This is a genomic window from Mycetocola manganoxydans (assembly GCF_003667545.1).
Classification (GTDB): Bacteria; Actinomycetota; Actinomycetes; order Actinomycetales; family Microbacteriaceae; genus Mycetocola_A; species Mycetocola_A manganoxydans.
In genome coordinates, this window is record NZ_RCUV01000007.1 from 203,061 (window position 1) to 227,281 (window position 24,221).

Consider the following 24,221-nt stretch of genomic DNA (forward strand, 5'->3'; position numbering starts at 1 on the left):
AGTCAGACACGGATGTCACCGAACGTCTCGAGTGGGACCCAGCCCTCCGCCCGCGGACGGATGCCCTGCACGCGCTCGAGTCTGTCGGCAGCAACCAACCCGCCGAAGTCGAGACCCGTTGCCTCCTCGAGGTCCCTCACGGGCACCTGGAACGTGCGGAACGGACCGAGGGGCGGCGGAGCATCCGTCGATCGCGCCCTGAGTCGCGCCTCGGTGAGGTCGATCTCATCGAGTTGCGGGCTCTGGTCGAGGAGGTAGGCGGTGGACGCGAGTGTCGGAGCGTCGCCCGGAGTGGTCCACGCGGCGACCTTCCAGAATGCCCGAGGGATGCCGATACCGCGGTAAACCGGGTCGTCGTCGGCGAGCACGGAACCGGTGAACACGTCGAGTCGCTGCTCAGTGGCGTCGGCGTAGCCGAGGAGGTAGTCCTCGAGGCCGAGCCAGAGCTCTTTGGACTGGTTGAACTGGGCGGCCTGTGGAGCGGCGTTGGTATAGGCGAAGGTGTCACGGTTCGCCCGGGCGGCCTCGACCGGTGCTCCCCACACCGGATCGCGCCGACGCACGAGGTGCCCGCGGTCGAGGTCATTCCGGCGGTAGAGCTCAGGGCCCGCCTGCTCGTTCTCGGCGACACGGGAGTCGAGGTGCCAGTCGTCGCCGCGCGGAACATCCACAAGTGATGTTCCGTCGATGTTCACGGCAGTGGCCGCGGCCAGCCTTCTGCCGGTGTCGAGCAGAACAGTGAAGTGCGTGTAGTCGAGTTCCATCACCGCGCGAGCCGTTCGGGGGAGTGGGACCGCGATCGCGAGGAAGTCAGGGTTGTAACCGTCGGCAGGCGTGGTGTTCGGCATGACCCCAGCTAAGCACCGGCATCCGACAGCCGCACCTGTCCGGGCGACGACCCGTTCATCCGTTGCGGTCGAAATCACCCGGCGTACCGGGTGCGTGCGTCCGAATTGAGTGATCAGACGATCCTGAGGGCGCCGGACGGGACCTTGCCGCATCCCGCCATGCACGTTCGATGCGCCGGGGAAAGGGGGTGACTTAACGCGTTCGCCGCCCTAGCCTTCGAGCAGAAGCGGTCGGTCGAGCCAGACGCCCGCGCAAAGGGGGATGTCATGAGTTACGCGACGTCGATGCTTCGGGCTGATCCGCGCAGCAGTGAACTGGGTGATCCGTCGGCGCTGGCCGACTGCATCGAGGCCTGCCTCGAGTGTTCCCAGGCCTGCACGTCCTGCGCCGAATCGTGCCTGAGCGAGCCCGAGGTCGCGGCGCTCAGCGACTGCATCCGGCTCGCCCTTGATTGCGCCGACGTGAGCAGCGCCGCCGCCAAAGTTCTGTCGCGGCACTCTCGGTACGACGGCAACCTTCGCCGGGCGCTTCTCGCTGCGACGCGGGCGGCCAGCAGCCTCGCGGCTGAGGCATGCGAGGCTGACGCGGAAGGTTATGCCCACTGCCGGGTCTGCGCTGAAGCCTGCCGCCGCTGCGAGGCCGCGTGCGTCCGGCTCCTCGAGAGCCTCTGACGCCGTTATTCGACCCGCACCTCCTCCGGCGACTTGTCAGGCCGCCAGCCGCGCCACGAGGAGTGCCGGAGCGAGCCAGCACTCGTCCACTCCATGAAGGTAACCTCGCCGACCAGCTCAGGCTCGATCCAGTGCACGTGCAGCAACTCGTCGCGCGGAGCGTCATGCACCGGCGGTTTCTCGCGGGCCATCGACCGGAATCGCGTCACCAGGGACCTGCGTTCAGCGTCGGAGAAACCCGTACCGACGCGTCCTGCGTACCGGATGCCGGCGGCATCCGGTATCCCGAGGACGAGCGACCCGATCCCGCCCGCGGCGCTGCCTCCGCCGGCGCGCCAGCCCACCACGACCACTTCCTGCATGCGCTGATGCTTGAGCTTGATCCAGGCGCGCGAGCGTTTGCCCTCGGTGTATCGACTGTCGCGTTCCTTCGCGATGACGCCCTCGAGGCCGAGCGAGGTACTCGAAGCAAGAGCGGCCTCGATGTCACCGTCGAATTCCTCCGAAACCTGAACTGGTCCTGTGGGCACGACGCTCGCCCGCAACGCCGCACGGCGCACGTCGTACTCGTCGGCGGTGATGTCGTGCCCCTCGAGTTCCAGCAGGTCGAACAGCATGAGTTCGATGCTTGCTGACCGTGCCGCGGATTCGTCCTCGGTCAACCCGGCCCGGGACTGGAGAAATCCGAAATTCGGTCGACCTTTACGGTCCAGCGCGACGACCTCCCCGTCGAGCACGACGGAGGCAGGCTTCACCGCCTCCCTGATGGGCTTCAGCAATTCGGGGAACGTCGCAGTGAGGTCTTTACCCGAGCGGCTCTTCAGCCACACCTCGTCTCCGTCGACGTAGATGACGGCCCGGTAGCCGTCCCATTTCATCTCCAGTGCCCAGTCCGCATCGGGGTCGAGGTCGGATGCCGTCCCGGCCGTTGCGAGCATCGGGGCGCGGAGCGGTCGGGAGAGCGGTGCAACGTCATCCGGAGCGTCGGCGGCGAGGGCGGCGGGCGCCGGCGATCGCCGTTTCGAAGGGGTCTTCTTCTTGCGGTCCGGATCCATCAGGTGAATCAGCCAGTTGTTCTCGGCACCGGGGCGACTCGTATGGATGAGGGCGTATTTGCGCGGTTTGCCGCCGAGTCCGCCATCCGGCTGACCGGTCAGGGTGGCGATGACCTCCTTGCCCTCGCGCCATTTCTCCAGCTCGAATGTGCCCGCATCCCAGATCTTCACATCCCCGGCGCCGTACTCGCCTTTCGGGATCACGCCCTCGAACGTGCCATATTCCAGTGGGTGGTCCTCCGTCTGAACGGCGAGGTGGTTCTCGTCACTGTCCAGCGGTGGTCCTTTCGGGACCGCCCAGGAGACCAGCACGCCCTCATGTTCGAGGCGGAAGTCATAGTGCAGCCGTCGGGCATGGTGTTCCTGGATCACGAAGGAGTTCCCGCTCGACGGGCGCGCCGCGGCATCCGGAACCGGCTCAGGCGTCTTCGACCCGTCCCGCATGCTTCGGTATTTCGCGAGCCGGTCGCGAGATTCCGGGGTCGCATCGAAGCTGGCGAGATGCTCGGGGGTTGGCTCGAGGCCGGCATCACGAGACACGAGAAGGGGCGCAAGCAGGTCACCATGCTCCCTGACACGGTCGAGTACCTCCTCGAAGTCAAGCTGTTCGAGATCCGGGTCGTCGAGCTCTTCCCACGTGCGAGGGGCCGCGACCATCGGGGTCAGCCGGCCCCGCAGAGAGTACGGGGCGATCGTCGTCTTGGCCTGGTTGTTCTGGCTCCAGTCGACGAGGACCTTTCCCGTGCGCAGCGACTTCTTCATGTCGCTGACGACGAGGTCCTTGTGGTCGGCCTCGAGAGCACGCGCCAGTTCGTGCGCTACCGCTGACACCTGGTCGGAACTCCACCGCCCGTCGAGGGGGGCGTACAGGTGGATGCCTTTGCTCCCGCTCGTCACTGGCAGCGGTTCGAGGTCCATGTCGACGAGGATGTCACGGGCGAGCCGGGCGACGTCGGCGCAATCCGAGAGGGTGACCCCGGGGCCCGGGTCCAGGTCGAGCACGAGCCGGTCCGGTTTGCGACGACCGCCGGTGCGTTCAAACTGCCACTGGGGAACGTGGATCTCCAGGGCAGACATCTGGGCCAGCCAGGCGAGTGTTGCCCGGTCGTTGACGAGGGGATATTCGTTGGGTCCGCTGCTGTGCTCAATGGAGCGTCGGGCCACCCATCCCGGCGCCGATTCATCCAGATTCTTCTGGTAGAAAACCTCGCCCGGATGCCGCGCGGTTCCGACTCCATGAACCCACCGTTTGCGTGTCGCCGGGCGGTTCGCCGTGTACGGAACCATCACGTCGGCGATCTCGGCGTAATACCGCAGGACATCGGCTTTGGTGGTGCCCGTCTCCGGGTACATCACCTTGTCGAGATTAGTGACGGCGATCCGCCTGCCGTCGACGTCGACCATTTGCCTGCCGTTTCCGCGCGCTGCCACGATTACACCGGCTCGGGGGTCGGGGGATAGGTGATCGACAGTCCGTCGACGGACGCGAACCGCGTGAGCGTGTGCGGCTTGGCAGACGTTGCACTGAAAATGTCGCTGACCTCGATACCGCGCACGAGCAAGGCATCGCCGACGAGCGAACGGTGGCAGCGCCACGGCACTGCTTCCGCACACATGATGGCGACGCTCCTCTCGTCGGCAAGCGTCAGCAGCTCATCGATCCCGTGGGTGAAGGCATCCGTCTGCATGTAGTCCGCGTAGCCGCGGAATGACGTGTTGCGCCAGCCCATGTTCACGGACTCCGCCGTGGTGTGCCGAAGCCCGCCGAGTGCTGAAAGGCGCCGGTAGCCAATGCCGAATGTGGGCAGGCTCTTCGCCATCGCGTCCTCACCGAATTGAGGGTTGTGCCTGGACTTGGGGATCGTGCGGATATCCACCACCTGCGTCACGCCGTGGGCGTCGAGAATTCCGGCGAATTCTTTGATCGGGTGGGTCGAGTGCCCCACGGTGAATATCCGGGTCATGCCGGGCAGCGTATCGCCGTTCCGGAACGTGCTCAAGGCGTGGACAAGCCGGTCTGGCCGGGTCGCCGACCGCGCGACGGGCGGATGCTACGCAGCGGCAATGCAGGATCGGTCTCGGTGAACACCGCCCGGGTGTCGTCGAGCCACGCCAGTGCAGCTGATGCCCAGTGGCGGCGGGCTGAAGCAATCCGGTCGGAAGCGGGCGCCGCATCTGCCTCGGCACGCGCCGCCTGCCAGTTCGACAAGTGCCGGTCGAGGAGCGCCGACCAGTCGGTTCCCGGGATGCTCGACCCGAGAAGAACCTGGTCGAGGAAATCGGTCCACGCGCGAGGGTCGGCGTCGGACGGGCGTTCCAGCCAGGCGGCGACGGCTTCTTTCCCCGCCGGAGTGAGGCTGTACAGGGGCAGGTTGTCGTCGGTCGTCGTGCCGGTCGCAACCAGCCCGTCGCGTCGAAGGCGCTCCAGGGTGCTGTAGACCTGGCCGACGTTGAGGTCGGAGCGGTGCGGGGCCCGTGCCGCGATTTCATCGCGAAGTGCGAGACCGTAGCCCGAACCGAGCGAGAGAATCGCGAGAATGCCGTCCCGAACCGCCATGCCGCCTCCTGAACTCGCCTGCGTTCACTATACCGGGTATACGTCAATGCGGTGTGGCGGGTCTGCGGGCTCTTTACCACAACTCGAATCACATCGTTGTGATTTCGCGTGGGACTACGGCATAATTACTGCAACGGCACTGTGCCGACAATTTCATACGATGCCGCGAAATCCGCGCATCTCCATGGTCGTTGGGGAAGACGTACCACAGGAGATGGAGGAGAACATGGTGGCATCTGTTGCACGAGGGGTAATTTTGGTTCACTCCTCACCGCGCGCGCTCTGCCCGCACGTTGAGTGGGCAGCTGGTCGCGCTCTTGGTCGTGCCGTGAACTTCGCCTGGGAGGACCAGCCGGTCCTCAAAGGGGCTCAGCGCGCCGAGTTCTACTGGGAGGGCTACCAGGGGATGGGCGCCGCCCTGGCCTCCGCACTGCACGGATGGGAACACCTCCGTTTCGAAGTGACTGAAGATGCGACGCCCGCCTCCGACGGTGGCCGCTGGCTGCACACTCCCGATCTCGGCATCTTCTTCGCCCAGACCGACACGGCCGGCAACGTCGTCATTCCCGAGGACCGGGTGCGCTACGCCATGGAAGTGGCTGGCGCGAATGCGGACGAACTCCACCGCGAACTGCGAATCGCCCTCGGTCAGGCCTGGGACGACGAGCTCGAGCCGTTCCGTCATGCCTCCGATGACTCGTCCGTTATCTGGCTGCACAAGGTGGGCTGACACGACGACGTCCCAGCTGCAGGATCCACGTGTGTGGCCCGAGGCGCTCCGGTTGGTGATTTCCCGGTCGGTTCGTCGGTGAAACAGCGTTGATCCTGTGAACAGAAGAACCCCCGACGGATGCTCCGCCGGGGGTTCTGTCGTTCTACTCAGGCTCTCGTGCCTAGTAGCTCCGGAATGCGACGACCGCGTTGTGGCCACCGAACCCGAAGGAGTTGCTGATGGCGAGGAGGTCGCCCGAGCCGAGATCCCGCGGAGAGGTGACCACGTCGAGCGGGATCGCAGGGTCCTGCTCGGTGAGGTTGATCGTCGGGGGAGCCGTCCGGTTGTGGAGCGCGAGGATGGTGAAGATCGCCTCGAGTGCGCCTGTGCCTCCCAGCAGGTGACCGGTGGACGCCTTCGTCGCCGACACGGCGATGTTCGGCAGGTGGTCGCCGAACACCCGCAGAAGCGCGTTGTATTCGGCGATGTCGCCGACAGGAGTACTCGTAGCGTGCGCGTTGATGTGGTTCACGTCTGTGACGCTCGCCCCTGCCGCGTCGATCGCCGCGAGCATGGCACGGGCAGCCGCTGAACCCTCGGGGTCCGGCGCGGTGATGTGGTACGAGTCACTGGTGACGGAGCCGCCGGCGAGTTCGGCGTAGATCCGGGCGCCACGGGCGAGGGCGTGTTCTTCGGTCTCGAGAACGACGGATGCCGCGCCCTCACCGAGCACGAATCCGTCGCGTGAGACGTCGTAGGGGCGGGATGCCGTCTCCGGGGAGTCGTTACGACGCGACAGTGCCTGCATGGCCGCGAAGGATGCGATGGGGAGCGGGTGAACTACGGCTTCGGTTCCGCCGGCGATGACGACGTCGGCCAGCCCTGCCTGCAGGTGTTCGTAGGCATTCGCGATGGCCTCGGTGCTTGATGCGCAGGCCGAGACATCCGTGCGGGAGTATGCCCGCGAGGGGATGGACATGCTGATCGCCGCGGACGCGGCGTTGGGCATGAGCATGGGAATCGTCATGGGAAGAACGCGACGAGGCCCCTTGGCTTTGAGTGTGTCCCAGGCGTCGAGGAGGGTCCACAGCCCACCGATGCCGGTGGAGTAGTCGACTCCGACGCGGAGAGGGTCGACGTCGGGTGAGCCGGCGTCAGCCCAGGCTTCACGCGCCGAGACGAGGGCGAACTGGCTCGACGGGTCGAGGCGCTTGACCTCCTGGCGTTCGAGAACCTCGGACGGGCGAACCTTGGCTTCACCGGCGAAAGTCACGGGAAGGTTGTGTTCGGCGACCCACTCGTGTTCGAGGGCGCGGATGCCGGACTCGCCTGCGAGGAGAGCACTCCACGATTCCGGTGCCGTTCCTCCGAGGGGGGAGCTGGCGCCGATGCCGGTGACGACGATCTTCTTGGTCATGGGAACTCTCCTGGTGCTTGGTCAGCGATACGAAGGAAACAGCGTCCGCGATGCACGAAGACCGGGCCGGGCGTTCGCTCGCCCCGGTCTTCCGTGCATCACTGCAAAGGGTTTAGGCCTGCGCCTTGACGATGAAGTCGACGGCGTCGCCAACGGTCTTGAGGTTCTTGACCTCTTCGTCGGGGATCTTGACGTCGAACTTCTCTTCAGCGTTGACGACGATCGTCATCATCGAGATGGAGTCGATGTCGAGGTCGTCCGTGAAGGACTTGTCGAGCTCGACGGTGTCGGCGGCGATTCCGGTCTCGTCGTTGACGAGTTCAGCCAGACCGGCGAGGACTTCTTCGGTGGACAGTGCCATGGTGTTTCTCCTTGAGTATCGATTGACCGTGCAACAGTCTATGGGGGTGGCAGCACGAGGAACCCGCGCTGTTGAGCGGGATTTAGGGCAGGACGACGACCTGGGCGGCGAAAACGAGGCCCGCGCCGAAGCCGATCTGCAGGGCAAGACCTCCGCTGAGCTCCGGGTGTTCCTCGAGAAGGCGATGTGCAGCGAGCGGGATCGACGCGGCAGAGGTGTTGCCTGTCGTCTCGATGTCGCGCCCGATGGCGACGGTGTCGGGGAGCTTGAGCTGCTTGGCGAACTCATCGATGATGCGCATGTTCGCCTGGTGCGGGATGAACGCTGCGAGCTGGTCGGCGGTGATGCCTGCGGCCTCGAGTGCCTGCTTGGCGACCTTGGCCATGTCCCAGACGGCCCAGCGGAAGACCGTCTGGCCCTCCTGCCGCAGGGTCGGCCATTCGGCTTCGCCCCGGCGGTATTGCTGCAGGGTGGCGTTCATGCCGACGGCCCCGGCCTTCGACCCGTCAGAACCCCACACCGTTGGTGCGATCCCGGGGAAGTCGCTGGGACCCACAACAGCAGCGCCGGCGCCGTCTCCGAGGAGGAATGAGATCGAACGGTCGGCGGGGTCGACGACATCCGAGAGCTTTTCGGCGCCGACGACGAGAACGTAGCGTGCGGCACCCGAGCGGATCAGCGCGTCAGCCTGGGCTATAGCGTACGGGTAACCGGCGCAGGCGGCGTTCACGTCATACGCGGCGGCCGGATTCGACCCGACCCGGTCGGCGACGACGGCGGCCATGGACGGCGTCTGCTGGGTGTTCGAGATCGTTGCGATGATGACGGCGTCGATCTTGTCCGCGTCGACGCCGGAGACCCGGATCGCTTCGACAGCAGCGTCCGTCGCGAGGTCCGTTGCCGACAGGTCCTGGCTCGCGCGGGTGCGGGTGATGATGCCCGTGCGCTGGCGGATCCACTCGTCTGACGAGTCGATGGGGCCGATGAGGTCATCGTTGGGGACAGAGAGGTCCCCTCGCGCCGCGCCGAATCCGAGGATGCGGGTGAAGGCGGGGCCCTGGGACTGCCGGAGGGTGGGTGTGGTCAAGGCGTCTCTCTCGTTGCGGTGATGTGTCGGGAAGAAGAGTGTCAGGCTGCGAGCAGGTCGAGGGCGGACTGGAGATCGTCAGGGGACTTGATGCCGACGGCAGGGATTCCCTTGAGACCGCGACGGGCGAGTCCAGTGAGGGCACCGGCCGGTGCGAGTTCGATGATTCCGGTGACGCCGGCGTCGAGCATTCCGGCCATGGTCAAATCCCAGCGGACCGGTGACGCCACCTGCTGCACGAGGAGTTCGACGAACCGGTCGCCGGATTCGATTCGCGAGCCGTCGGCGTTGGTCCACAGCGGACGCGCTGGGTCGGATGCCGTGACCGACTGGGCGGTCGACGCCAGCTCGATACGGGCATCAGCCATGTACCGCGTGTGGAAAGCTCCGGCGACCTGCAGGGGTACTACCCGGGTTCCTGCGAGGGGGGTGGCGGCGAGTTCGGCGAGGGACGCGAGTTCTCCGGCGACGACCGTCTGTCCTCCGCCGTTGAAATTGGCGGGTTCGAGCCCCAGGTCATCGAGCCGGGCGAGGAGGGCGTCGGCGTCTCCGCCGAGCACAGCGCTCATGCCCGTTGGCACGGCGGCTGCTGCGGTCGCCATGGCGGTGGCGCGAGCGGCGACGAATCGCATCGCTGCCGTGTCGCTGAGGACGCCGGCCCCGACGGCCGCAGTGATCTCACCGACGCTGTGGCCGGCGATGCCGACCGAGTGGGGGATGCTCCCGAGTGCCCGAAGCGTCACGAGGCCCGCTGCGACGATGAGCGGCTGGGCGATGCGGGTGTCGCGGATGGTGTCGGCGTCCGACTCGGTGCCGTGGCGGATGAGGTCGAGGCCGGCTTCGTCGGAGTATCGCTCAAGCAGTTCCCGGTTTGCCGGGTCGTCCAGCCACGGGGAGAGGAATCCGGGCGTCTGCGAGCCCTGACCTGGGCATACGAGAACAATCACCGTACCAGTCTGCCAATCGTCGCGAAGATCGAGGTGTTGATCGCGTCACAAGAATCACCGGAACCCTTGTGCATGTCCCACATAGCGTGGGAACGGATGCCGCTCAGCGGCGCCGCTTGACGGCATCCGGTTCGGCGATCGAGCCGAGGATCAGCGCCGACTGGAGGATGAGCGCTTCGCGCGCTCCCGTCGCATCCCAGCCGATGACGTCGGACACCCTCTTGAGGCGATACCGGACCGTGTTGGGGTGCACGAAGAGTTCGCGTGCCGTTGCCTCGAGCGAACGTCCGTTGTCGAGGTAGCACCACAGGGTGGTGACGAGCTCGGTGGAGTGCGCCTGGAGGGGTTTGTAGATGCGCTCGATGAGCGTCGTGCGGGCGAGCGAGTCGCCGGCGAGGGCGCGCTCGGGCAAGAGATCGTCGGCCTGGACGGGGCGTGGTGCGTGGCGCCAGGCGCGGGCGACGGCAAAACCGGCGAGTGCAGCACGTGCGCTTCGCGAGGCTTCAACGAGGGTCGGGACGGCGTGACCGAGCACGAGGTGACCGGAACCGAAGCCGGGTTCCAGCTGGCTGGCGATCTCGACGAAGCTGAGTGACGCGGCGGTGCCGATCTCGTCATCATCGACTCCGTGGGACGTCTCAGCCCTGCCGATCACCAGAACGAGCCGGCCACCCTGCACTCCGATGAGAACATCTGCGGCCATGTGCCGAGCGGTTCGGCGCAACTGGTCCACGTCGAGCTGCGGAGGCGTCGTGCCGACGAGGACCGCGACTTCTCCGTGTCCGTGCCAGCCGAGTGCCGCGATCCTGCTGGGCAACTCGTCGTCGGCTTCACCGGAGAGGATGGAGTCGACAACGAGCGCTTCGAGCCGCGCGTCCCAGAGGCCGCGGGCCTCGGCTGCACGGGCGTAGACATCGGCAGCGGCGAACGCGATTTCCCGTGAGTACAGCAGGATGCTTTCACGCAGGTCCTCGGCGCCGCCGTCCTTGATCCTCGCTTCGACGACCTCGACGGTGACGCGGATGAGCTGCAGCGTCTGCTGCAGACTCACTGATCGCAAGAGTTCCCGCGGGGCAGCACCGAAGACGTCCGCCGCAATCCACGGCGTCGACTTGGGGTCGTCGAACCACGCAATGAACGAGCTGATACCGGCTTGCGCGACCAGCCCGACCGCGGACCGCCGCCCCGGCGGCATTTCTGCATACCAGGGCAGCGTGTCTTCGAGCTTTTTCAGAGTCGTCGTTGCGAGCTCGCCGGAGAGCCGGCGGAGCCATGCGAGCGTTTCTGCTTTGGATCGCGGCACGAGCGGGGAGCTGATGGTCTAGCTCTCGCCACCGGCGTTGCCGGTGGTCCCCGCGTTGACGTCGTTCAGCTTGTACTTCTCGATCGCCTGGGCAGGCACTGAACGGTCGATCTCGCCACGGTCCGCGAGGAGCTCGAGAGTCCTCACGACCATCGACGGGCCGTCGATCTTGAAGTACCGGCGCGCGGCGGCACGAGTGTCCGAGAAACCGAAGTCATCGGCGCCGAGTGAGGCGAAGTCTCCGGGGACGAACTGGCGGATCGAGTCGGGGACCGCGTGCATGAAGTCGGAGACGGCAACGAACGGACCGTCCGCGCCCTGGAGCTTCGACGTGACGTACGGGACCTTCTTCTCGGCATCCGGGTTGAGGAAGTTGTGTTCCTCGGCGATGATGCCGTCGCGACGAAGCTCGGTCCATGAGGTGACCGACCAGACGTCCGCCGAAACACCCCAGTCCTTCTCGAGGAGTTCCTGGGCTTCGAGTGCCCACGGCACAGCGACGCCGGATGCCAGCAGCTGGGCCTTGGGGCCGTCGGCTGCGGAGTCCTTGAGCTTGTAGATACCGCGGACGAGTCCGTCGACGTCGAGGTTCTCCGGTTCAGCGGGCTGAACGATCGGCTCGTTGTAGACGGTGATGTAGTACATCACGTTGGGATCTTCGTGCGTGCCGCCGTACATCCGCTCGAGACCGGTGCGCATGATGTGCCCGATCTCGTATCCGTATGCCGGGTCGTATGTGACCGTTGCCGGGTTCGTCGACGCGAGAAGCGGCGAGTGTCCGTCGGCGTGCTGGAGGCCTTCACCGGTGAGGGTGGTGCGTCCCGCGGTCGCGCCGATGATGAATCCACGCGTCATCTGGTCGCCAGCTGCCCAGAATGCGTCTCCGGTCCGCTGGTATCCGAACATCGAGTAGAAGACATAGATCGGGATGAGCGGCTCGCCGTGGGTGGAGTACGACGTTCCGACGTTCGTGAACGCCGCGGCGCCGCCGGCTTCGTTGATTCCGACGTGGAGGATCTGGCCCTGCGGGCTTTCCTTGTACGCCAGGAGGAGCTCGCGGTCGACCGAGGTGTAGTGCTGGCCGTTCGGGTTGTAGATCTTCGCCGTCGGGAAGAAGGCGTCGATACCGAAGGTGCGGGCCTCGTCCGGGATGATCGGGACGATCCGGTTGCCGAAGTCCTTCGAGCGGATGAGGTCCTTGAGCAGTCGGACGAACGCCATGGTGGTGGCGATCTCCTGCGTGCCAGAACCCTTCTTCGCGATCGCATAAGTGGACTCGTCCGGCAGGTTCAGCTGCGTGTACTTCGAGCGGCGCTCAGGAACGTATCCGCCGAGCGCGCGACGACGTTCGTGGAGGTACTGGATCGCCTCGTCCTGCTCACCCGGGTGGTAATACGGGGGCAGGTACGGGTTCTCTTCGAGCTGCGCGTCGGTGAAGGGGATGCGCATCTCGTCACGGAACGTCTTGAGGTTGTCCAGCGTCATCTTCTTCATCTGGTGGGTCGCGTTGCGCCCCTCAAATGACGGGCCGAGGCCGTAGCCCTTGACCGTCTTCGCCAGGATGACCGTCGGCTGCCCCTTGTGTTCGGATGCCGCCTTGAATGCCGCATAGACCTTGCGGTAGTCGTGGCCGCCTCGCTTGAGGTTCCAGATCTGTTCGTCGGTGTAGTTCTCGACCAGCTTGAGCGTGCGCTCGTCGCGCCCGAAGAAGTGCTCCCGCACGAACGCGCCACTCTCAGCCTTGTAGGTCTGGTAGTCGCCGTCCGGGGTGGCGTTCATCAGGTTGAGCAGGGCACCACTGTTGTCGTTGGCGAGGAGGTCATCCCACTCGCGACCCCAGACGACCTTGATGACGTTCCAGCCAGCACCGCGGAAGAAGCTCTCCAGTTCCTGGATGATCTTGCCGTTGCCACGCACAGGGCCGTCAAGGCGCTGGAGGTTGCAGTTGATGATGAAGTTGAGGTTGTCGAGGCCTTCATTCGCTGCGACCTGCAGCTGACCGCGGCTCTCGACCTCGTCCATTTCGCCGTCACCGAGGAACGCCCAGACCTGCTGGTCGCTCGCGTCCTTGATGCCGCGGTTGGTGAGGTACTTGTTGACCTGCGCCTGGTAGATGGCGTTGATTGGGCCGAGGCCCATCGACACCGTCGGGAACTGCCAGAAGTCCGGCATGAGGCGCGGGTGCGGGTACGACGAAATACCGCTCGGGGCGTGTGACTTCTCCTGGCGGAAGCCGTCGAGTTGGTCCGTCGACATCCGTCCTTCGAGGAAGGCGCGGGCGTAGGTGCCGGGGGAGGCATGGCCCTGGATGAAGATCTGGTCGCCACCGCCCGGGTGGTCGTGGCCGCGGAAGAAGTGGTTGAAACCGACCTCGTAGAGGGCCGCCGAAGAGGCGTAGGTCGAGATGTGCCCTCCGACACCGATCCCGGGGCGCTGGCCGCGGTGCACCGTGACGGCCGCATTCCAGCGGATCCAGGCACGGTAGCGACGCTCGATGTCTTCGTTGCCCGGGAATTCGGGTTCGTTCTCGGGAGCGATGGTGTTGATGTAGTCGGTGGTCGGGACCATCGGCACGCCGAGGTGCAATTCACGCGAGCGCTTGAGGAGGCTCAGCATGATTTCGCGCGCACGGCCGTGGCCGTGGGCTGCGACGAGCTGGTCGAGGGACTCTTGCCACTCGGCGGTCTCTTCCGGGTCCGCGTCGAAGTTGTTCACCGAGTATGGGTCCTGGTCGTTTACAGTCACCGTCGACCTTTCTGTATGGGCAGATCGTGCCTGGTTCTCACGGTGCATATCTGTCGCCGAGGTCAGGGTGTGAACTCCGCTGGCACCACTGATCAGCCTAGCGACTCGTGCGCGCGACAGGCGACATGACCGGCGCTGCTTGGCGCGGGCAACAGCGGGGTTTAGCATGTGGACCTTCCGCGTGACGCGGAATTCCCCGTAACCCAACCAGGCACCTCGCCTGAAAGGACGCCACATGGCCCTCGAGATCGGTGCTCCCGCGCCCGAGTTCACCTTGCCGAATCAGTTCGGCGAAGACGTCGACCTCCGCGGCTTCCGCGGCAAACGGTCCGTGGCGCTCGTCTTCTTCCCGCTTGCGTTCTCCGGTCGGTGCACGAGCGAACTGTGTGAACTCCGCGACAACCTGAAGCTCTTCGCCGATGCCGGCGTCGAGTTGATCGGTATCTCCGTGGACTCCAAGTTCGCGCTCCGCGCCTGGGCCGAGCAGGAAGGCTACGACTTCGCGCTGCTCGCCGACTTCTGGCCGCACGGCGAGGTGAGCTCGGACTACGGCGTGTTCCTCCCGGAGAACGGCTTCGCCAACCGGGCGACGTTCCTCATCGACATCGACGGCATCGTCCGGGCCAGGTTCATCACGGCACCCGGAGAGGTTCGACCTCTCGCTGCCTACCGGGCCGCGCTCGCGGACCTGCAGTCGACGCACGCCGAAGCCGTGTAACATGAACTGCTGCCATCGGCAGTGAGGGGCCTTTAGCTCAGCTGGTAGAGCGCCACGTTTACACCGTGGATGTCATCGGTTCGATCCCGGTAGGGCCCACTCTCTCAGCGTCTGGACGGATCGAATTCGCGTCGTCGTCGGTGAACGACCGAGTCGCGTCGCCGGGCTCCCAGCGGAGCAGATCACCCGGCTGACACTCGAGTGCCTCGCACAACGCCTCGAGGGTCGTGAACCGCACCGCCTTCGCCCGGCCGTTCTTGAGGACGGCGATGTTCGCGGGGGTGACCCCGACCAGATCAGCGAGCGTTCCGACGGCCATCTTGCGCTTCGCGAGCATGACGTCGATGTCGACCACGATTGGCATCAGATCACCTCTTTCAGCTCGGAGCGCAGCTCGCGTGCTTCCGCTTCCCTCTCGACCGCCTGGACGAGAAGCATCCGGAGCACGACGACGAGGAGGGCGACCCCGCCGCACGAGCGTGAGGAGCTGCGAGATACATACGGCGCTGACCTGCAGGGTCAGGACGCCGAGGATCAGGATGACGGCGAACAGGCTGCGGACCCAGTTCTCTGTGCCCTCCAGGTCTTGCCAGAACCCGCGTCGCCACGCTGTCGTTTACGATGGGCGGAGATGATTACTCGACGAGAAGCCGCACTCCGCTTGGACATTCCGCTTGAGATGGCGGTGCGCCACGGCATCCCCGGGCGACTGTCCGCAGAAGAGGTGGCCGAACTCGACGCGAACCCGCCGGCCTGGCTCGCCCAGTCCCGAGCGAATCGCACCGGGAAGAAGCCCGTCTGGGTCACGCTCACGTGCGATATTTGCGGCTTCACCGAGTCAGTCAGGCCCAAGAAGTGGTGGCCAGAGTTCGCCTACCTGAGCTGTGATTTCCACGGTTCCGACGAGCTGCCAGAACCCCGGCCAGGTCACTCCCGCACGGAAATCGATGGCATCGGCAGCCGGTTCATCGGCATCGTCGACGCGGACTCGTAGGGTCCCTCTCACCGTTTGTACAGGTCCGGTGGATACTCCTCCCAGCCCGATGCAGAAGTATGGCCGCTTCAGCCGCTCGCGCCCGGACCCGAAATCCTGCGAGTGTACGGTGGGCCGAATTGCCGCCGTGATCCCGACATCGTCCGTCACCCCATGTAGCCGCTGAGCACGTGCCGGCTTTGCCCGCGTGCTCGCGATGGTGAGACTGTCACGCCAGTTCGAAGCACTTTTTCGGCGTGTCTGCACCGAGGCTTGGTTCCGTATGCGCTGACCTGCGGAACACAAACCGGAAGACTCATGCTCAGTACTGCTCAGAAAACCACCCGTTTGTCCAAAGTCGCCGCGGTCGTCGCCGGCGCAGGCATCCTCACCGCCTCCGTTTTCACCCTCCAGGCGAACTCCGCCCAGGCCGAAACGGCTTCCCAGTTGTCTGGTTCCCTGAAGGGGATCGACGCATCGCTCACCGAGACAACGGATGCCATCACCGGCGCCCACGCGGAGAAGGTGGCGGAGGAGACCCTCGCCGAGGCCCACAAGGTCGTTGCCGCTGCACAGGACAAGGTGGACACGACGCCGCTCACGGCATCCGTCGCCTCGCTCGCCGGTTACAAGAGCCTGGAACCGGCTAGTGTCGTGACCCTCGCGTCGTACACGGACGGAACCGCTGAGAAGATTGCCGCGGCTGTGGTCGAGGCGGACCGCATCGCCGCGGAGAAGGCTGCGGCCGCCGCTGCAGCAGCCGCCAAGGCGAAGGCGGAGAAGATTGCTGCCGGAAACACCCCGGACGGCGCCCGCGCCACCGCCGCGTCGCTCGCATCGTCCACCTACGGATGGGGTGCCGGCGAGTTCTCCTGCCTGAACTCGCTGTGGCAGAAGGAGTCCGGCTGGTCATACACCGCGTACAACGCATCGAGCGGTGCCACGGGCATCCCGCAGGCGCTGCCCGGCAGCAAGATGGCGTCGGCCGGTTCCGACTGGAAGACCAACGCGGCCACCCAGATCTCATGGGGCCTCGGCTACATCAAGGCCGTCTACGGCAACCCGTGTTCCGCGTGGGGCCACTCACAGGCCGTCAACTGGTACTGATTCCCGGCGTCGCTGACCGCTGATCGCCACGAGCCGCCTCCCTGCGCAATCCGGGAGGCGGCTCGCTAGGCTTGCGGGGTGTCTTACTCACTCGCCGACGTGTGCGCAGCCGTCGAGGAACTCTGGCCGATCTCCGGAGCCGAAGGGTGGGACGCCTCCGGCCTCGTCGCCGGGCACCCGGATGACCCGGTGACGCGCGTCCTGTTCGCGGTGGATGCCGTGGCATCCGTCGTCGACCAGGCACTCGAAACCCGCACCGACCTGCTGCTCGTGCACCATCCGCTTCTGCTCCGCGGTGTGACGACCGTCGCGGCCGACCGCTACAAGGGGTCGGTGCTCACGAGGCTGATCCGCGCCCGCTGCGCTCTCCTCGCTGCCCACACCAACGCCGATGTGGTCGACGAGGGCACGTCGGGGGTGTTCGCCGAACGGCTGGGTCTCGTGGATGTGAGCCCGATCGTCCCGAACGCCGACAATTCGACCGGGATCGGCCGTGTCGGCCGCCTCGACCAGCCCACGACGCTCGGACATCTCGCCCACAGCATCGGCAGGATCCTGCCCGCGACGGCGACAGGCATCCGCGTCGCGGGCGACTACGACCGCGTCGTCGAGCAGGTTGCCCTGTGCGGCGGAGCCGGTGATTCGCTGCTCAACGACCCGGCGGTCCGGTCAGCCGACGTGTACATCACCAGCGACCTGCGTCACCACCCGGCTTCGGAGGCCATCGAACAGTCGCTGGTCGGCGGAGGACCTGCGCTCATCGACGTTTCGCACTGGGCGAGTGAGTGGCTGTGGCTCGATCGTGCCGCCGAACAATTCGCCGGCCTGCTCCCGGATCTGGAGATCTCGGTGAGCGACGTCCGCACCGACCCGTGGGATTTCGTCGTTACCCAGTAATCTGGGCTGACACCCGCAGCACCACTCAGGAAGAAGCCCGTGAAATCCAGCCTCGCCGAGCAGAAGAAACTGCTCGAACTGCAGACCATCGATTCGGGTCTCGCCCGTGTCGCCCACCGCGAGCGGAGCCTCCCCGAGCTGGCCGAGCACTCGAAGGTCACCGCCGAACGAACCGCGCTCAGCGGCCGGCTCGCCGCGGAACTCGGGGTACTCGAAGACGCGAAGACCGAACTGGGTCGACTTGAATCGGATGCCACGGTCGTCGACGCGCGGATCGCTCGCGACTCCGACCGGCTCACCCACACCTCATCGGTGAAGGACGTGACGGCGCTCGAGAGCGAACTCGAGTCGCTCAACCGACGCAAGAACAACCTCGAGGACATGGAACTCGTCGTCATGGAACGGGTGGAGCAGGCCGAAGCACAGCTCGCCGCGACCCGGGCTATCGACGACGGCCTTCAGGCTCAGCTCACCGACATCGCCGCGCGTAAAACCGCTGCGCTCGACGAGTTGTCGCAGGAGCGTGCAACGCTCTCAGCAGAGCGCGGCCTGCTCGAGGACTCGGTCACCGCCGATCTGCTCGCCCTCTACGAGAAGCTCCGCACCCGCGGCGGCACCGGTGCAGCCCTGTTCCGGGCGGGGACGTGCGGTGCGTGCACCATCACGCTCACCGGCAACGAGCTCCAGAAGATCCGGGCGGCAGAGATCGACGAGGTGCTCCAGTGCCCCGAGTGCTCGGCGATCATGGTGCGCACGGAGGAATCCGGCCTCTGGAGCTGACCGGAGGCATCCGCTCCCGAACCGTCCCGCGTGATCGATCGGTCCGAAAGGGCGAGGTCGCGTATCGATCGGTCCCAGAGGGTCGCTCGCATCGCCGCTGAGCGACCCTTTGGGACCGATCAACCGCACGGATGCCCCGTACCCCTCCGCGCCGACCGCACGGACGCAGCGACACCGCCCGGTAGGCTGAACGTGTGAATGGGTCGGCAAGACGGCCGCGTCGCCAGCGATGGCGCCGAGGAACGTCCGGGCTCCACAGAGCAGGGCGGTGGGTAACTCCCACCCGGGGTAACCCGCGAGACAGTGCAACAGAAAACAGACCGCCGGGCGCGCAAGCGCCAGGTAAGGGTGAAACGGTGGTGTAAGAGACCACCAGCGGCCGGGGTGACCCGGCCGGCTCGGTAAACCTCGCCCGGAGCAAGGTCAGACAGAGGACTATGGGGCTGCTCGTCCCGTCCTCGGGTAGACCGCTGGAAGGCTGCGGTAACGCAGTCTCGAGAGAGATGGTCGTCCAGGGCGCGCAAGCGCCTGAACAGAACCCGGCGTATCAGCCGGCCCATTCACCCCCAGAGAACGACGGATGCCACATGAACCGCGAATCGTGCCTCGCCGCCGACCGCAACGATCCGTTGGCTCCGTTCCGGGACGAGTTCCTGCTCCCGGACTGTGTCCTCTATTTCGACGGAAACTCCCTCGGCCCACGCCCCGTTGGCGCACTCGAGCGCGCGACGACCGTTGTCGCGGACGAGTGGGGCTCCGGGCTGATCCGCAGCTGGAACGACGCGGACTGGTTTTCGCTTCCCTCCCGCCTCGGCGACAAGATGTCGCACCTGATCGGGGGAGGCGACGGTGAGACGGTCGTCACGGATACCACCACCCTCAACATCTTCAAGACTCTCGCCGCAGCTCTCGGGATCGCCGAGAAGCGCGACCCGGCTCGGCGCGTCATCCTCTCGGAGCGGGACAACTTTCCCACCGACCTCTACATCACCGAGGGGCTCATCGAGTTCGTGGACCGCGGCTACGAACTTCGCCTGATCGACAGCCCGGCCGACCTGGCCGGAGCGCTCGGCCCGGAGGTCGCCGTCGTCCTGCTCTCCCATGTGAACTACCGCACGGGGGCCATGTTCGACCTCGCGGCGTCCACTCGAGACATCCATGACGCCGGTGCTCTCGTGATCTGGGACCTCGCGCACTCTGTCGGTGCCGTCCCGGTGGATCTCGTCGGCGCCGACGCCGACTTCGCGGTCGGCTGCACCTACAAGTACCTCAACGGAGGTCCGGGTGCTCCCGCTTTTCTCTGGGTTCACGCCCGCCACCACGATGACTTCAGGCAGCCGCTGTCAGGTTGGTGGGGCCACGCCCGGCCGTTCGCGATGGAGCCGTCCTATGAACCGCACGCCGGCATCCAGCGGTTCCTGTGCGGCACGCAACCCGTCGTGTCGCTCTCGCTCGTCGAATGCGGCCTGGACATCGCATTGAGGGCGGACCCGGTCGATGTCCGGCGCAAATCGCTCGAGTTGAGCGACCTGTTCATCGCCCTCGTCGAGGAACGTTGCTCGCGGCATCCGCTCACCCTGATCACGCCGCGCGACCCGGCCGCGCGGGGCAGCCACGTCAGTTTCCGGCACCCGGAGGGCTACGCCGTCATGCAGGCTTTGATCGCGCGCGGTCTCATCGGCGACTATCGCGAGCCCGAGGTCCTGCGTTTCGGCATCACGCCGCTCTACCTCGGTCACACCGACGTCTGGGATGCGGTTGAGATCCTGCGCGACGTGCTCGACAGCGAGGCCTGGGATTCACCCGCGTTCCGAAACCGCGCCGCCGTCACGTAGGTCTCTCGAAGCGGCCAGGCTGCGTTGGGGTCAGCTGAGCGGCGGGATCGTCCGTACGGCAAGCGCAGCAGCGCCGAGGATGCCGGCGTTGTTTCGGTGCACGGCAGGCACGATCGGCGTCGACAGATCGAGAAGCGGCAGGAACTTCGCGTGCTGTTTCGACACGCCACCTCCGACGATGAACAGGTCGGGGGAGAGGTACGCCTCGAGCGCCCGGTAGAAGGTCTGCAGCCGCTTCGCCCACTCCTCCCAGCTGAGGTCTTCACGCTCCCGGGCGGAGTTCGACGCCAGGGTCTCGATGTCATGCCCACCGATCTCGAGGTGACCGAACTCGGCGTTCGGAACGAGCGTGCCGTTGTGCAGGATCGCGGTACCGATTCCCGTGCCGAGCGTCGTCATTAGAGCCACACCGTCGACCCCGCGCGCGGCGCCGAACGACGCTTCGGCGTAACCGGCGGCATCCGCGTCGTTGACGAAGGTGATGTCGCGGCCGAGCGCCTGCTCGAACAGCTTCTCAGCCTCGAGGCCGATCCACTTCTTCGAAATGTTCGCAGCGGAGAGGGTGACCCCGTGCTTGACGACGGCGGGGAAGCAGACTCCGACCGGGGCGTCGGGTTCCAGTCCCTGGAGCTGCGTCACGAGCTCGACGGTGGTCTCGAGGATGCCGTCCGGCGTGCCGCCTTTCGGCGTCGGGATCTTGATCCGGTCGCTGAGCAGTTCGCCCGATGAAAGGTCGACGACCGCGCCTTTGATGCCCGTTCCGCCGATGTCGATGCCGACCGCTGTGCCGCTCATGCCGATGCTCCCGTCGGAAGGGTGAGGATGTCAGCGCCGCGTTCGGTCACGACGAGGGTGTGCTCGAATTGCGCGGTGATGCTCTTGTCTTTCGTCGTCACGGTCCAGTCGTCCGGCCACATGTCCCATTCGTGGGTGCCGAGTGTGAGCATCGGCTCGATCGTGAAGACCATTCCGACCTCCATCACGGTGTCGTACTGCGGTGCGGAGTCGTAGTGGGGGATGATCAGCCCGGAGTGGAACGCTTCTCCGACGCCGTGCCCGGTGAAGTCCCGTATGACCCCGTAGCCGAAGCGCCTGGCATACGACTCGATCGCGCGGCCGATGACGTTGACCTGACGGCCGGGAGCGACGGCCTTGATGCCGCGGCGCAGGGATTCCTCCGTGCGCTCGACGAGCAGACGCACGTCTTCGGACGGTTCGCCCGCGAGGAAGGTACGGTTGCTGTCGCCGTGCACGCCGTCGATGAACGCGGTGATGTCGATGTTGACGATGTCTCCGTCTTCGAGCACGGTGTCGTCAGGGATCCCGTGGCAGACGACCTCGTTCACTGAACTGCAGATCGACTTGGCGAACCCTCGATAACCCAGAGTCGACGGGTACGCGCCGTTCTCGATGAGATAGCGGTGACCGATGGCATCCAGTTCGTCCGTCGTCACCCCGGGGCGGACGTTCTCGCCGACGAGAGCGATGGCATCCGCAGCGATCCGTCCCGCCCGTCGAATCCGCTCGACCGCCTCCGGCGGGTACACGTCCGAGCCGGTGAACGGACTCGGTGCCGCCTTGCCGACATACTCGGGACGAGGGATGCCCGGGGGCACGTTTCGCAGGGCGGTTGGCGTACCGGGAATCAGATGGCCGTTGGGGTCCTTGGGCATAGGATCAAGCTTAGCCATCCAGCGAAGGGGGAACTCATGACCGAGGAACCGTCGAAGAAGTATTGGTACAACCTCAAGACCGGCAAGGTCGAGCAGGGTTTCGAATCTCCCGTCGTCGACCGCGCCGGCCCGTTCGACACCGCGGAGGAAGCAGCTCACGCTCTCGAGCGGATGCGTGCACGCAGCGCCGCATGGGACGAGGAAGAAGCAGCGGAGGACCGCTAGCTGTAGCTGTGCTCCTCGCCGGGGTACACGCCATCGGCGACTTCGGTGCGGAACGTCGAGACGGCATCCGTCAGCGTTCCGCGCAGGTCGGCGTACTTCTTGACGAATGACGGGATCCTGCCGGTCGTGAGGCCGGCGAAGTCGGTCCAGACGAGCAGCTGACCGGAGACGTGCGGGCCTGCGCCGACGCCGATCGTGGGAATGTCGAGTTCGGCGGTGACCTTTGCAGCCGCGTCTGCCGGCACCATTTCGAGCACGACCGCGAACGCGCCGGCATCCTGCACGGCCCTGGCGTCGCGGAGGAGTTGTTCCAGAGCCGCGCCGCGTCCCTGGATCAGATGTCCGCCGAGTCCATGTTCGCTCTGCGGGGTGAAGCCGATGTGACCCATGACCGGGATGCCCGCGGACACGATGCGACGGATCTGCTCGTGGCTGCGTTCGCCGCCTTCGAGCTTCACTGCCTGGCTGCCGGTCTCCTTCATGAACCGGAAGGCCGTCTTGAGGGCGTCCTCGGGGCCGTTCTCGTACGAGCCGAAGGGCATGTCAGCGATGACGAAGGCACGTTTCGCTGCTCCGGCGACGGCGCGGGTCAGCGGGATCAGTTCGTCGACGGTCACCGGGAGAGTCGTGTCGAAACCGAGGACCGTATTCCCGGCGGAGTCACCGACGAGCAGGAAGTCGATCCCGGCCTCGTCGAAAATGCGCGCCGTGAGCATGTCGTAGCTCGTCAGGCCGGTGATCTTGATGCCCTGCTCCTTCGCCCGCTGGAAGTGGCGGGTGCGAACTCGGGCGGGGCTGGGCGTCGCAGCGGGGACGGGTGCGGGCTTCATTGGCTCAGACATGGCGCCAGTCTAGCGAGGGAGCAACCGCCGGACGCCCGCGCTGCACACCGGGCACCCCATACCGGATAACCTATGAACGCAGCCGCCGCCGGACACTTCAAGGGGATCAGATGGATAAGCAACGGGACTTCGTTCTTCGCACGATCGAGGAGCGGGGAGTCAAGTTCGTCCGGCTCTGGTTCACCGATGTCGTCGGTACTCTCAAGTCAGTGGCGATCGCCCCGGCCGAGGTCGAGGGCGCGTTCGCCGAAGGCCTCGGTTTCGACGGTTCAGCCATCGAGGGCCTCTCCCGGTCGTACGAGTCTGACCTCCTCGCCGTGCCTGACCCGACGACGTTCCAGTTGCTCCCGTGGCGGGGCGAGATCGACCCCACAGCCCGCATGTTCTGCGACATCACCACACCGGACGGCCTCCCGGCGCTCTCCGACCCTCGCAACGTGATGAAGCGCACCCTCGAGAAAGCGGCGGACCGCGGCTTCACCTTCTACACGCACCCCGAAATTGAGTTCTACCTGCTGAAGTCAGCGCAGATCGGGCCCGAGGGCCCCATCCCCGTCGACTCCGCCGGCTACTTCGACAACGTCCCCGGCGGCACGGCACACGACTTCCGACGCCGATCGGTCCGGATGCTCGAGGACCTCGGCATCTCCGTCGAGTTCAGCCACCACGAGGCCGGCCCCGGCCAGAACGAAATCGACCTCAGGTACGCGGACGCCCTGACCACGGCGGACAACATCATGACCTTCCGCACCGTCATCAAGGAAGTAGCGATCGAGCAGGGCGTCTACGCCACCTTCATGCCCAAGCCGCTCTCCGACAAGCCGGGCTCGGGCATGCACACCCACATGTCGCTGTTCGAAGGCGACAACAACGCGTTCTACGAGGCCGGCGCCAAGTACCAGTTGTCGAAGATCGGGCGTCAGTTCATCGCCGGGCTGCTCAAGCACGCACCGGAGATCACCGCGGTGACGAACCAGTTCGTCAACTCCTACAAGCGGTTGTGGGGCTCCGTCGGCAACAACGGCCTCGCCGAAGCGCCGAGCTTCGTGACCTGGGGCCACAACAACCGGTCCGCCCTCGTGCGCGTTCCGTTGTACAAGCCCAACAAGGGCGGAAGCGCCCGGGTCGAGTACCGCGCGCTGGATTCAGCCGCGAACCCCTACCTCGCGTACTCACTGCTTCTCGCTGCGGGCCTCAAGGGCATCGAGGAAGGCTACGAGCTTCCCCCGGAGGCCGAGGACAACGTGTGGAGCCTCAGTGACGCCGAACGGCGCGCGCTCGGCTATGCCGCTCTTCCCGCGAGCCTCGACCACGCCATCCAGTTGATGGAAGAATCCGAACTCGTCGCTGAGACCCTCGGGGAGCAGGTGTTCAACTACGTCCTGCTCAACAAGCGCCAGGAGTGGCAGGACTACCGCGCCCAGGTCACCCCGTTCGAGCTCTCGAAAAACATCGAGATCCTCTAGA

Annotated in this window: 24 protein-coding genes, 1 tRNA gene and 1 other RNA gene; 12 read left to right on the forward strand and 14 right to left on the reverse strand. The window is 65.9% G+C overall.

Annotation, left to right across the window (positions count from 1 at the left end):
* Positions 1 to 2: 2 nt before the first annotated feature.
* Positions 3 to 848, reverse strand: coding sequence for a DNA/RNA non-specific endonuclease (locus D9V29_RS07920; RefSeq protein WP_229790343.1), 846 nt, complete (start codon positions 846 to 848; stop codon positions 3 to 5).
* A gap of 267 nt (positions 849 to 1,115) precedes the next feature.
* Here D9V29_RS07920 and D9V29_RS07925 point away from each other — a divergent pair, with 267 nt between their 5' ends.
* Positions 1,116 to 1,520 carry a four-helix bundle copper-binding protein gene (locus D9V29_RS07925; protein WP_121672785.1) on the forward strand — a complete coding sequence of 135 codons (405 nt, stop codon included), beginning with the start codon at positions 1,116 to 1,118 and terminating at the stop codon, positions 1,518 to 1,520.
* A gap of 5 nt (positions 1,521 to 1,525) precedes the next feature.
* Here D9V29_RS07925 and D9V29_RS07930 read toward each other — a convergent pair whose 3' ends face one another.
* The 3 genes from D9V29_RS07930 to D9V29_RS07940 are packed head-to-tail and all read right to left on the reverse strand — an operon-like array spanning position 1,526 to position 5,132.
* Positions 1,526 to 3,979: an ATP-dependent DNA ligase gene (locus D9V29_RS07930; RefSeq protein WP_183084956.1), complete on the reverse strand. Its 2,454-nt coding sequence runs from the start codon at positions 3,977 to 3,979 to the stop codon at positions 1,526 to 1,528.
* 29 nt (positions 3,980 to 4,008) lie between these two features.
* The gene (locus D9V29_RS07935; RefSeq protein WP_121672787.1) at positions 4,009 to 4,539 is read right to left on the reverse strand and encodes a DUF488 domain-containing protein; all 531 of its coding nucleotides are present in this window, start codon (positions 4,537 to 4,539) and stop codon (positions 4,009 to 4,011) included.
* Positions 4,540 to 4,571: 32 nt separating this feature from the next.
* Entirely contained in the window at positions 4,572 to 5,132 is a 561-nt protein-coding gene (locus tag D9V29_RS07940) for a PadR family transcriptional regulator (protein WP_121672788.1), read from the reverse strand.
* A 226-nt stretch (positions 5,133 to 5,358) separates the two neighbouring features.
* Between D9V29_RS07940 and D9V29_RS07945 the strand changes: the two genes are divergently transcribed.
* Entirely contained in the window at positions 5,359 to 5,862 is a 504-nt protein-coding gene (locus D9V29_RS07945) for a DUF3145 domain-containing protein (protein ID WP_121672826.1), read from the forward strand.
* A gap of 163 nt (positions 5,863 to 6,025) precedes the next feature.
* Here D9V29_RS07945 and D9V29_RS07950 read toward each other — a convergent pair whose 3' ends face one another.
* The 6 genes from D9V29_RS07950 to aceE form a co-directional block, all read right to left on the reverse strand.
* Positions 6,026 to 7,261: a beta-ketoacyl-[acyl-carrier-protein] synthase family protein gene (locus tag D9V29_RS07950; RefSeq protein ID WP_121672789.1), complete on the reverse strand. Its 1,236-nt coding sequence runs from the start codon at positions 7,259 to 7,261 to the stop codon at positions 6,026 to 6,028.
* A gap of 112 nt (positions 7,262 to 7,373) precedes the next feature.
* Positions 7,374 to 7,622 (reverse strand): acyl carrier protein, encoded by a 249-nt coding sequence (locus D9V29_RS07955; protein WP_090711896.1) that lies wholly within the window; start codon positions 7,620 to 7,622, stop codon positions 7,374 to 7,376.
* 82 nt (positions 7,623 to 7,704) lie between these two features.
* Positions 7,705 to 8,709, reverse strand: coding sequence for a beta-ketoacyl-ACP synthase III (locus tag D9V29_RS07960; RefSeq protein ID WP_121672790.1), 1,005 nt, complete (start codon positions 8,707 to 8,709; stop codon positions 7,705 to 7,707).
* A gap of 41 nt (positions 8,710 to 8,750) precedes the next feature.
* Entirely contained in the window at positions 8,751 to 9,656 is a 906-nt protein-coding gene (locus D9V29_RS07965; RefSeq protein WP_121672791.1) for an ACP S-malonyltransferase, read from the reverse strand.
* Between the two features lie 103 nt (positions 9,657 to 9,759).
* Complete coding sequence (locus D9V29_RS07970; protein ID WP_121672792.1) at positions 9,760 to 10,959, reverse strand: PucR family transcriptional regulator; 1,200 nt, start codon at positions 10,957 to 10,959, stop codon at positions 9,760 to 9,762.
* Between the two features lie 18 nt (positions 10,960 to 10,977).
* A complete protein-coding gene (gene aceE / locus D9V29_RS07975; protein WP_121672793.1) occupies positions 10,978 to 13,704 on the reverse strand; it encodes a pyruvate dehydrogenase (acetyl-transferring), homodimeric type in 2,727 nt (908 codons plus the stop codon).
* 235 nt (positions 13,705 to 13,939) lie between these two features.
* Between aceE and D9V29_RS07980 the strand changes: the two genes are divergently transcribed.
* Together D9V29_RS07980 and D9V29_RS07985 are read left to right on the forward strand one after the other, a co-directional pair.
* On the forward strand, positions 13,940 to 14,422 hold the full coding sequence (locus D9V29_RS07980) for a peroxiredoxin (RefSeq protein WP_121672794.1): 483 nt from the start codon (positions 13,940 to 13,942) through the stop codon (positions 14,420 to 14,422).
* Positions 14,423 to 14,448: 26 nt separating this feature from the next.
* Positions 14,449 to 14,521, forward strand: a tRNA-Val gene (locus D9V29_RS07985).
* On the opposite strand, the gene D9V29_RS07990 is transcribed toward D9V29_RS07985, so the two are convergent.
* Positions 14,481 to 14,786, reverse strand: a complete 306-nt coding sequence (locus tag D9V29_RS07990; RefSeq protein WP_121672827.1) for a helix-turn-helix domain-containing protein — start codon at positions 14,784 to 14,786, stop codon at positions 14,481 to 14,483. The two genes, D9V29_RS07985 and D9V29_RS07990, sit on opposite strands and share 41 nt — an antisense overlap.
* A gap of 267 nt (positions 14,787 to 15,053) precedes the next feature.
* Between D9V29_RS07990 and D9V29_RS08000 the strand changes: the two genes are divergently transcribed.
* The 6 genes from D9V29_RS08000 to kynU all read left to right on the forward strand — a co-directional run bounded on the left by D9V29_RS08000 (position 15,054) and on the right by kynU (position 20,014).
* Positions 15,054 to 15,416, forward strand: a complete 363-nt coding sequence (locus tag D9V29_RS08000; protein WP_121672795.1) for a hypothetical protein — start codon at positions 15,054 to 15,056, stop codon at positions 15,414 to 15,416.
* A gap of 297 nt (positions 15,417 to 15,713) precedes the next feature.
* Positions 15,714 to 16,502 carry an aggregation-promoting factor C-terminal-like domain-containing protein gene (locus D9V29_RS15120; RefSeq protein ID WP_229790344.1) on the forward strand — a complete coding sequence of 263 codons (789 nt, stop codon included), beginning with the start codon at positions 15,714 to 15,716 and terminating at the stop codon, positions 16,500 to 16,502.
* A 78-nt stretch (positions 16,503 to 16,580) separates the two neighbouring features.
* Positions 16,581 to 17,399 carry a Nif3-like dinuclear metal center hexameric protein gene (locus D9V29_RS08010; protein ID WP_121672796.1) on the forward strand — a complete coding sequence of 273 codons (819 nt, stop codon included), beginning with the start codon at positions 16,581 to 16,583 and terminating at the stop codon, positions 17,397 to 17,399.
* Positions 17,400 to 17,438: 39 nt separating this feature from the next.
* Entirely contained in the window at positions 17,439 to 18,179 is a 741-nt protein-coding gene (locus D9V29_RS08015; protein WP_121672797.1) for a zinc ribbon domain-containing protein, read from the forward strand.
* Positions 18,180 to 18,378: 199 nt separating this feature from the next.
* Positions 18,379 to 18,742: RNase P RNA component class A (gene rnpB, locus D9V29_RS08020), an RNA gene on the forward strand.
* A gap of 24 nt (positions 18,743 to 18,766) precedes the next feature.
* Complete coding sequence (kynU, locus tag D9V29_RS08025; protein WP_121672798.1) at positions 18,767 to 20,014, forward strand: kynureninase; 1,248 nt, start codon at positions 18,767 to 18,769, stop codon at positions 20,012 to 20,014.
* A 30-nt stretch (positions 20,015 to 20,044) separates the two neighbouring features.
* Here the strand turns inward: kynU and ppgK are convergent, their stop codons facing one another.
* Both ppgK and map read right to left on the reverse strand, forming a co-directional pair.
* A complete protein-coding gene (ppgK, locus tag D9V29_RS08030; protein WP_121672799.1) occupies positions 20,045 to 20,809 on the reverse strand; it encodes a polyphosphate--glucose phosphotransferase in 765 nt (254 codons plus the stop codon).
* Positions 20,806 to 21,687 (reverse strand): type I methionyl aminopeptidase, encoded by an 882-nt coding sequence (gene map, locus D9V29_RS08035; RefSeq protein WP_121672800.1) that lies wholly within the window; start codon positions 21,685 to 21,687, stop codon positions 20,806 to 20,808. Before map ends, ppgK begins: the two co-directional genes overlap by 4 nt.
* A 36-nt stretch (positions 21,688 to 21,723) precedes the next feature.
* Between map and D9V29_RS08040 the strand changes: the two genes are divergently transcribed.
* On the forward strand, positions 21,724 to 21,912 hold the full coding sequence (locus D9V29_RS08040; RefSeq protein ID WP_121672801.1) for an SPOR domain-containing protein: 189 nt from the start codon (positions 21,724 to 21,726) through the stop codon (positions 21,910 to 21,912).
* On the opposite strand, the gene panB is transcribed toward D9V29_RS08040, so the two are convergent.
* Complete coding sequence (panB, locus tag D9V29_RS08045; RefSeq protein ID WP_121672802.1) at positions 21,909 to 22,754, reverse strand: 3-methyl-2-oxobutanoate hydroxymethyltransferase; 846 nt, start codon at positions 22,752 to 22,754, stop codon at positions 21,909 to 21,911. The two genes, D9V29_RS08040 and panB, sit on opposite strands and share 4 nt — an antisense overlap.
* Before the next feature lie 110 nt (positions 22,755 to 22,864).
* On the opposite strand from panB, the gene D9V29_RS08050 reads away from it, so the two are divergent.
* Entirely contained in the window at positions 22,865 to 24,220 is a 1,356-nt protein-coding gene (locus D9V29_RS08050) for a glutamine synthetase family protein (RefSeq protein WP_121672803.1), read from the forward strand.
* The last annotated feature ends 1 nt before the right edge of the window (position 24,221 follow it).

Excerpts from the sequence above, each read along its gene's own strand:
- D9V29_RS07935 (WP_121672787.1), bottom strand. The coding sequence starts at position 4,539 with ATGACCCGGATATTCACCGTGGGGCACTCGACCCACCCGATCAAAGAA.
- kynU (WP_121672798.1), top strand. The coding sequence starts at position 18,767 with ATGAACCGCGAATCGTGCCTCGCCGCCGACCGCAACGATCCGTTGGCT.
- D9V29_RS07980 (WP_121672794.1), top strand. The coding sequence starts at position 13,940 with ATGGCCCTCGAGATCGGTGCTCCCGCGCCCGAGTTCACCTTGCCGAAT.
- D9V29_RS15120 (WP_229790344.1), top strand. The coding sequence starts at position 15,714 with ATGCTCAGTACTGCTCAGAAAACCACCCGTTTGTCCAAAGTCGCCGCG.
- D9V29_RS07930 (WP_183084956.1), bottom strand. The coding sequence starts at position 3,979 with ATGGTCGACGTCGACGGCAGGCGGATCGCCGTCACTAATCTCGACAAG.
- D9V29_RS07950 (WP_121672789.1), bottom strand. The coding sequence starts at position 7,261 with ATGACCAAGAAGATCGTCGTCACCGGCATCGGCGCCAGCTCCCCCCTC.
- D9V29_RS08040 (WP_121672801.1), top strand. The coding sequence starts at position 21,724 with ATGACCGAGGAACCGTCGAAGAAGTATTGGTACAACCTCAAGACCGGC.
- D9V29_RS08000 (WP_121672795.1), top strand. The coding sequence starts at position 15,054 with ATGATTACTCGACGAGAAGCCGCACTCCGCTTGGACATTCCGCTTGAG.
- ppgK (WP_121672799.1), bottom strand. The coding sequence starts at position 20,809 with ATGAGCGGCACAGCGGTCGGCATCGACATCGGCGGAACGGGCATCAAA.
- D9V29_RS07940 (WP_121672788.1), bottom strand. The coding sequence starts at position 5,132 with ATGGCGGTTCGGGACGGCATTCTCGCGATTCTCTCGCTCGGTTCGGGC.
- D9V29_RS07945 (WP_121672826.1), top strand. The coding sequence starts at position 5,359 with ATGGTGGCATCTGTTGCACGAGGGGTAATTTTGGTTCACTCCTCACCG.
- D9V29_RS07955 (WP_090711896.1), bottom strand. The coding sequence starts at position 7,622 with ATGGCACTGTCCACCGAAGAAGTCCTCGCCGGTCTGGCTGAACTCGTC.
- D9V29_RS08050 (WP_121672803.1), top strand. The coding sequence starts at position 22,865 with ATGGATAAGCAACGGGACTTCGTTCTTCGCACGATCGAGGAGCGGGGA.
- D9V29_RS07920 (WP_229790343.1), bottom strand. The coding sequence starts at position 848 with ATGCCGAACACCACGCCTGCCGACGGTTACAACCCTGACTTCCTCGCG.
- panB (WP_121672802.1), bottom strand. The coding sequence starts at position 22,754 with ATGTCTGAGCCAATGAAGCCCGCACCCGTCCCCGCTGCGACGCCCAGC.
- D9V29_RS07925 (WP_121672785.1), top strand. The coding sequence starts at position 1,116 with ATGAGTTACGCGACGTCGATGCTTCGGGCTGATCCGCGCAGCAGTGAA.
- D9V29_RS07990 (WP_121672827.1), bottom strand. The coding sequence starts at position 14,786 with ATGCCAATCGTGGTCGACATCGACGTCATGCTCGCGAAGCGCAAGATG.
- map (WP_121672800.1), bottom strand. The coding sequence starts at position 21,687 with ATGCCCAAGGACCCCAACGGCCATCTGATTCCCGGTACGCCAACCGCC.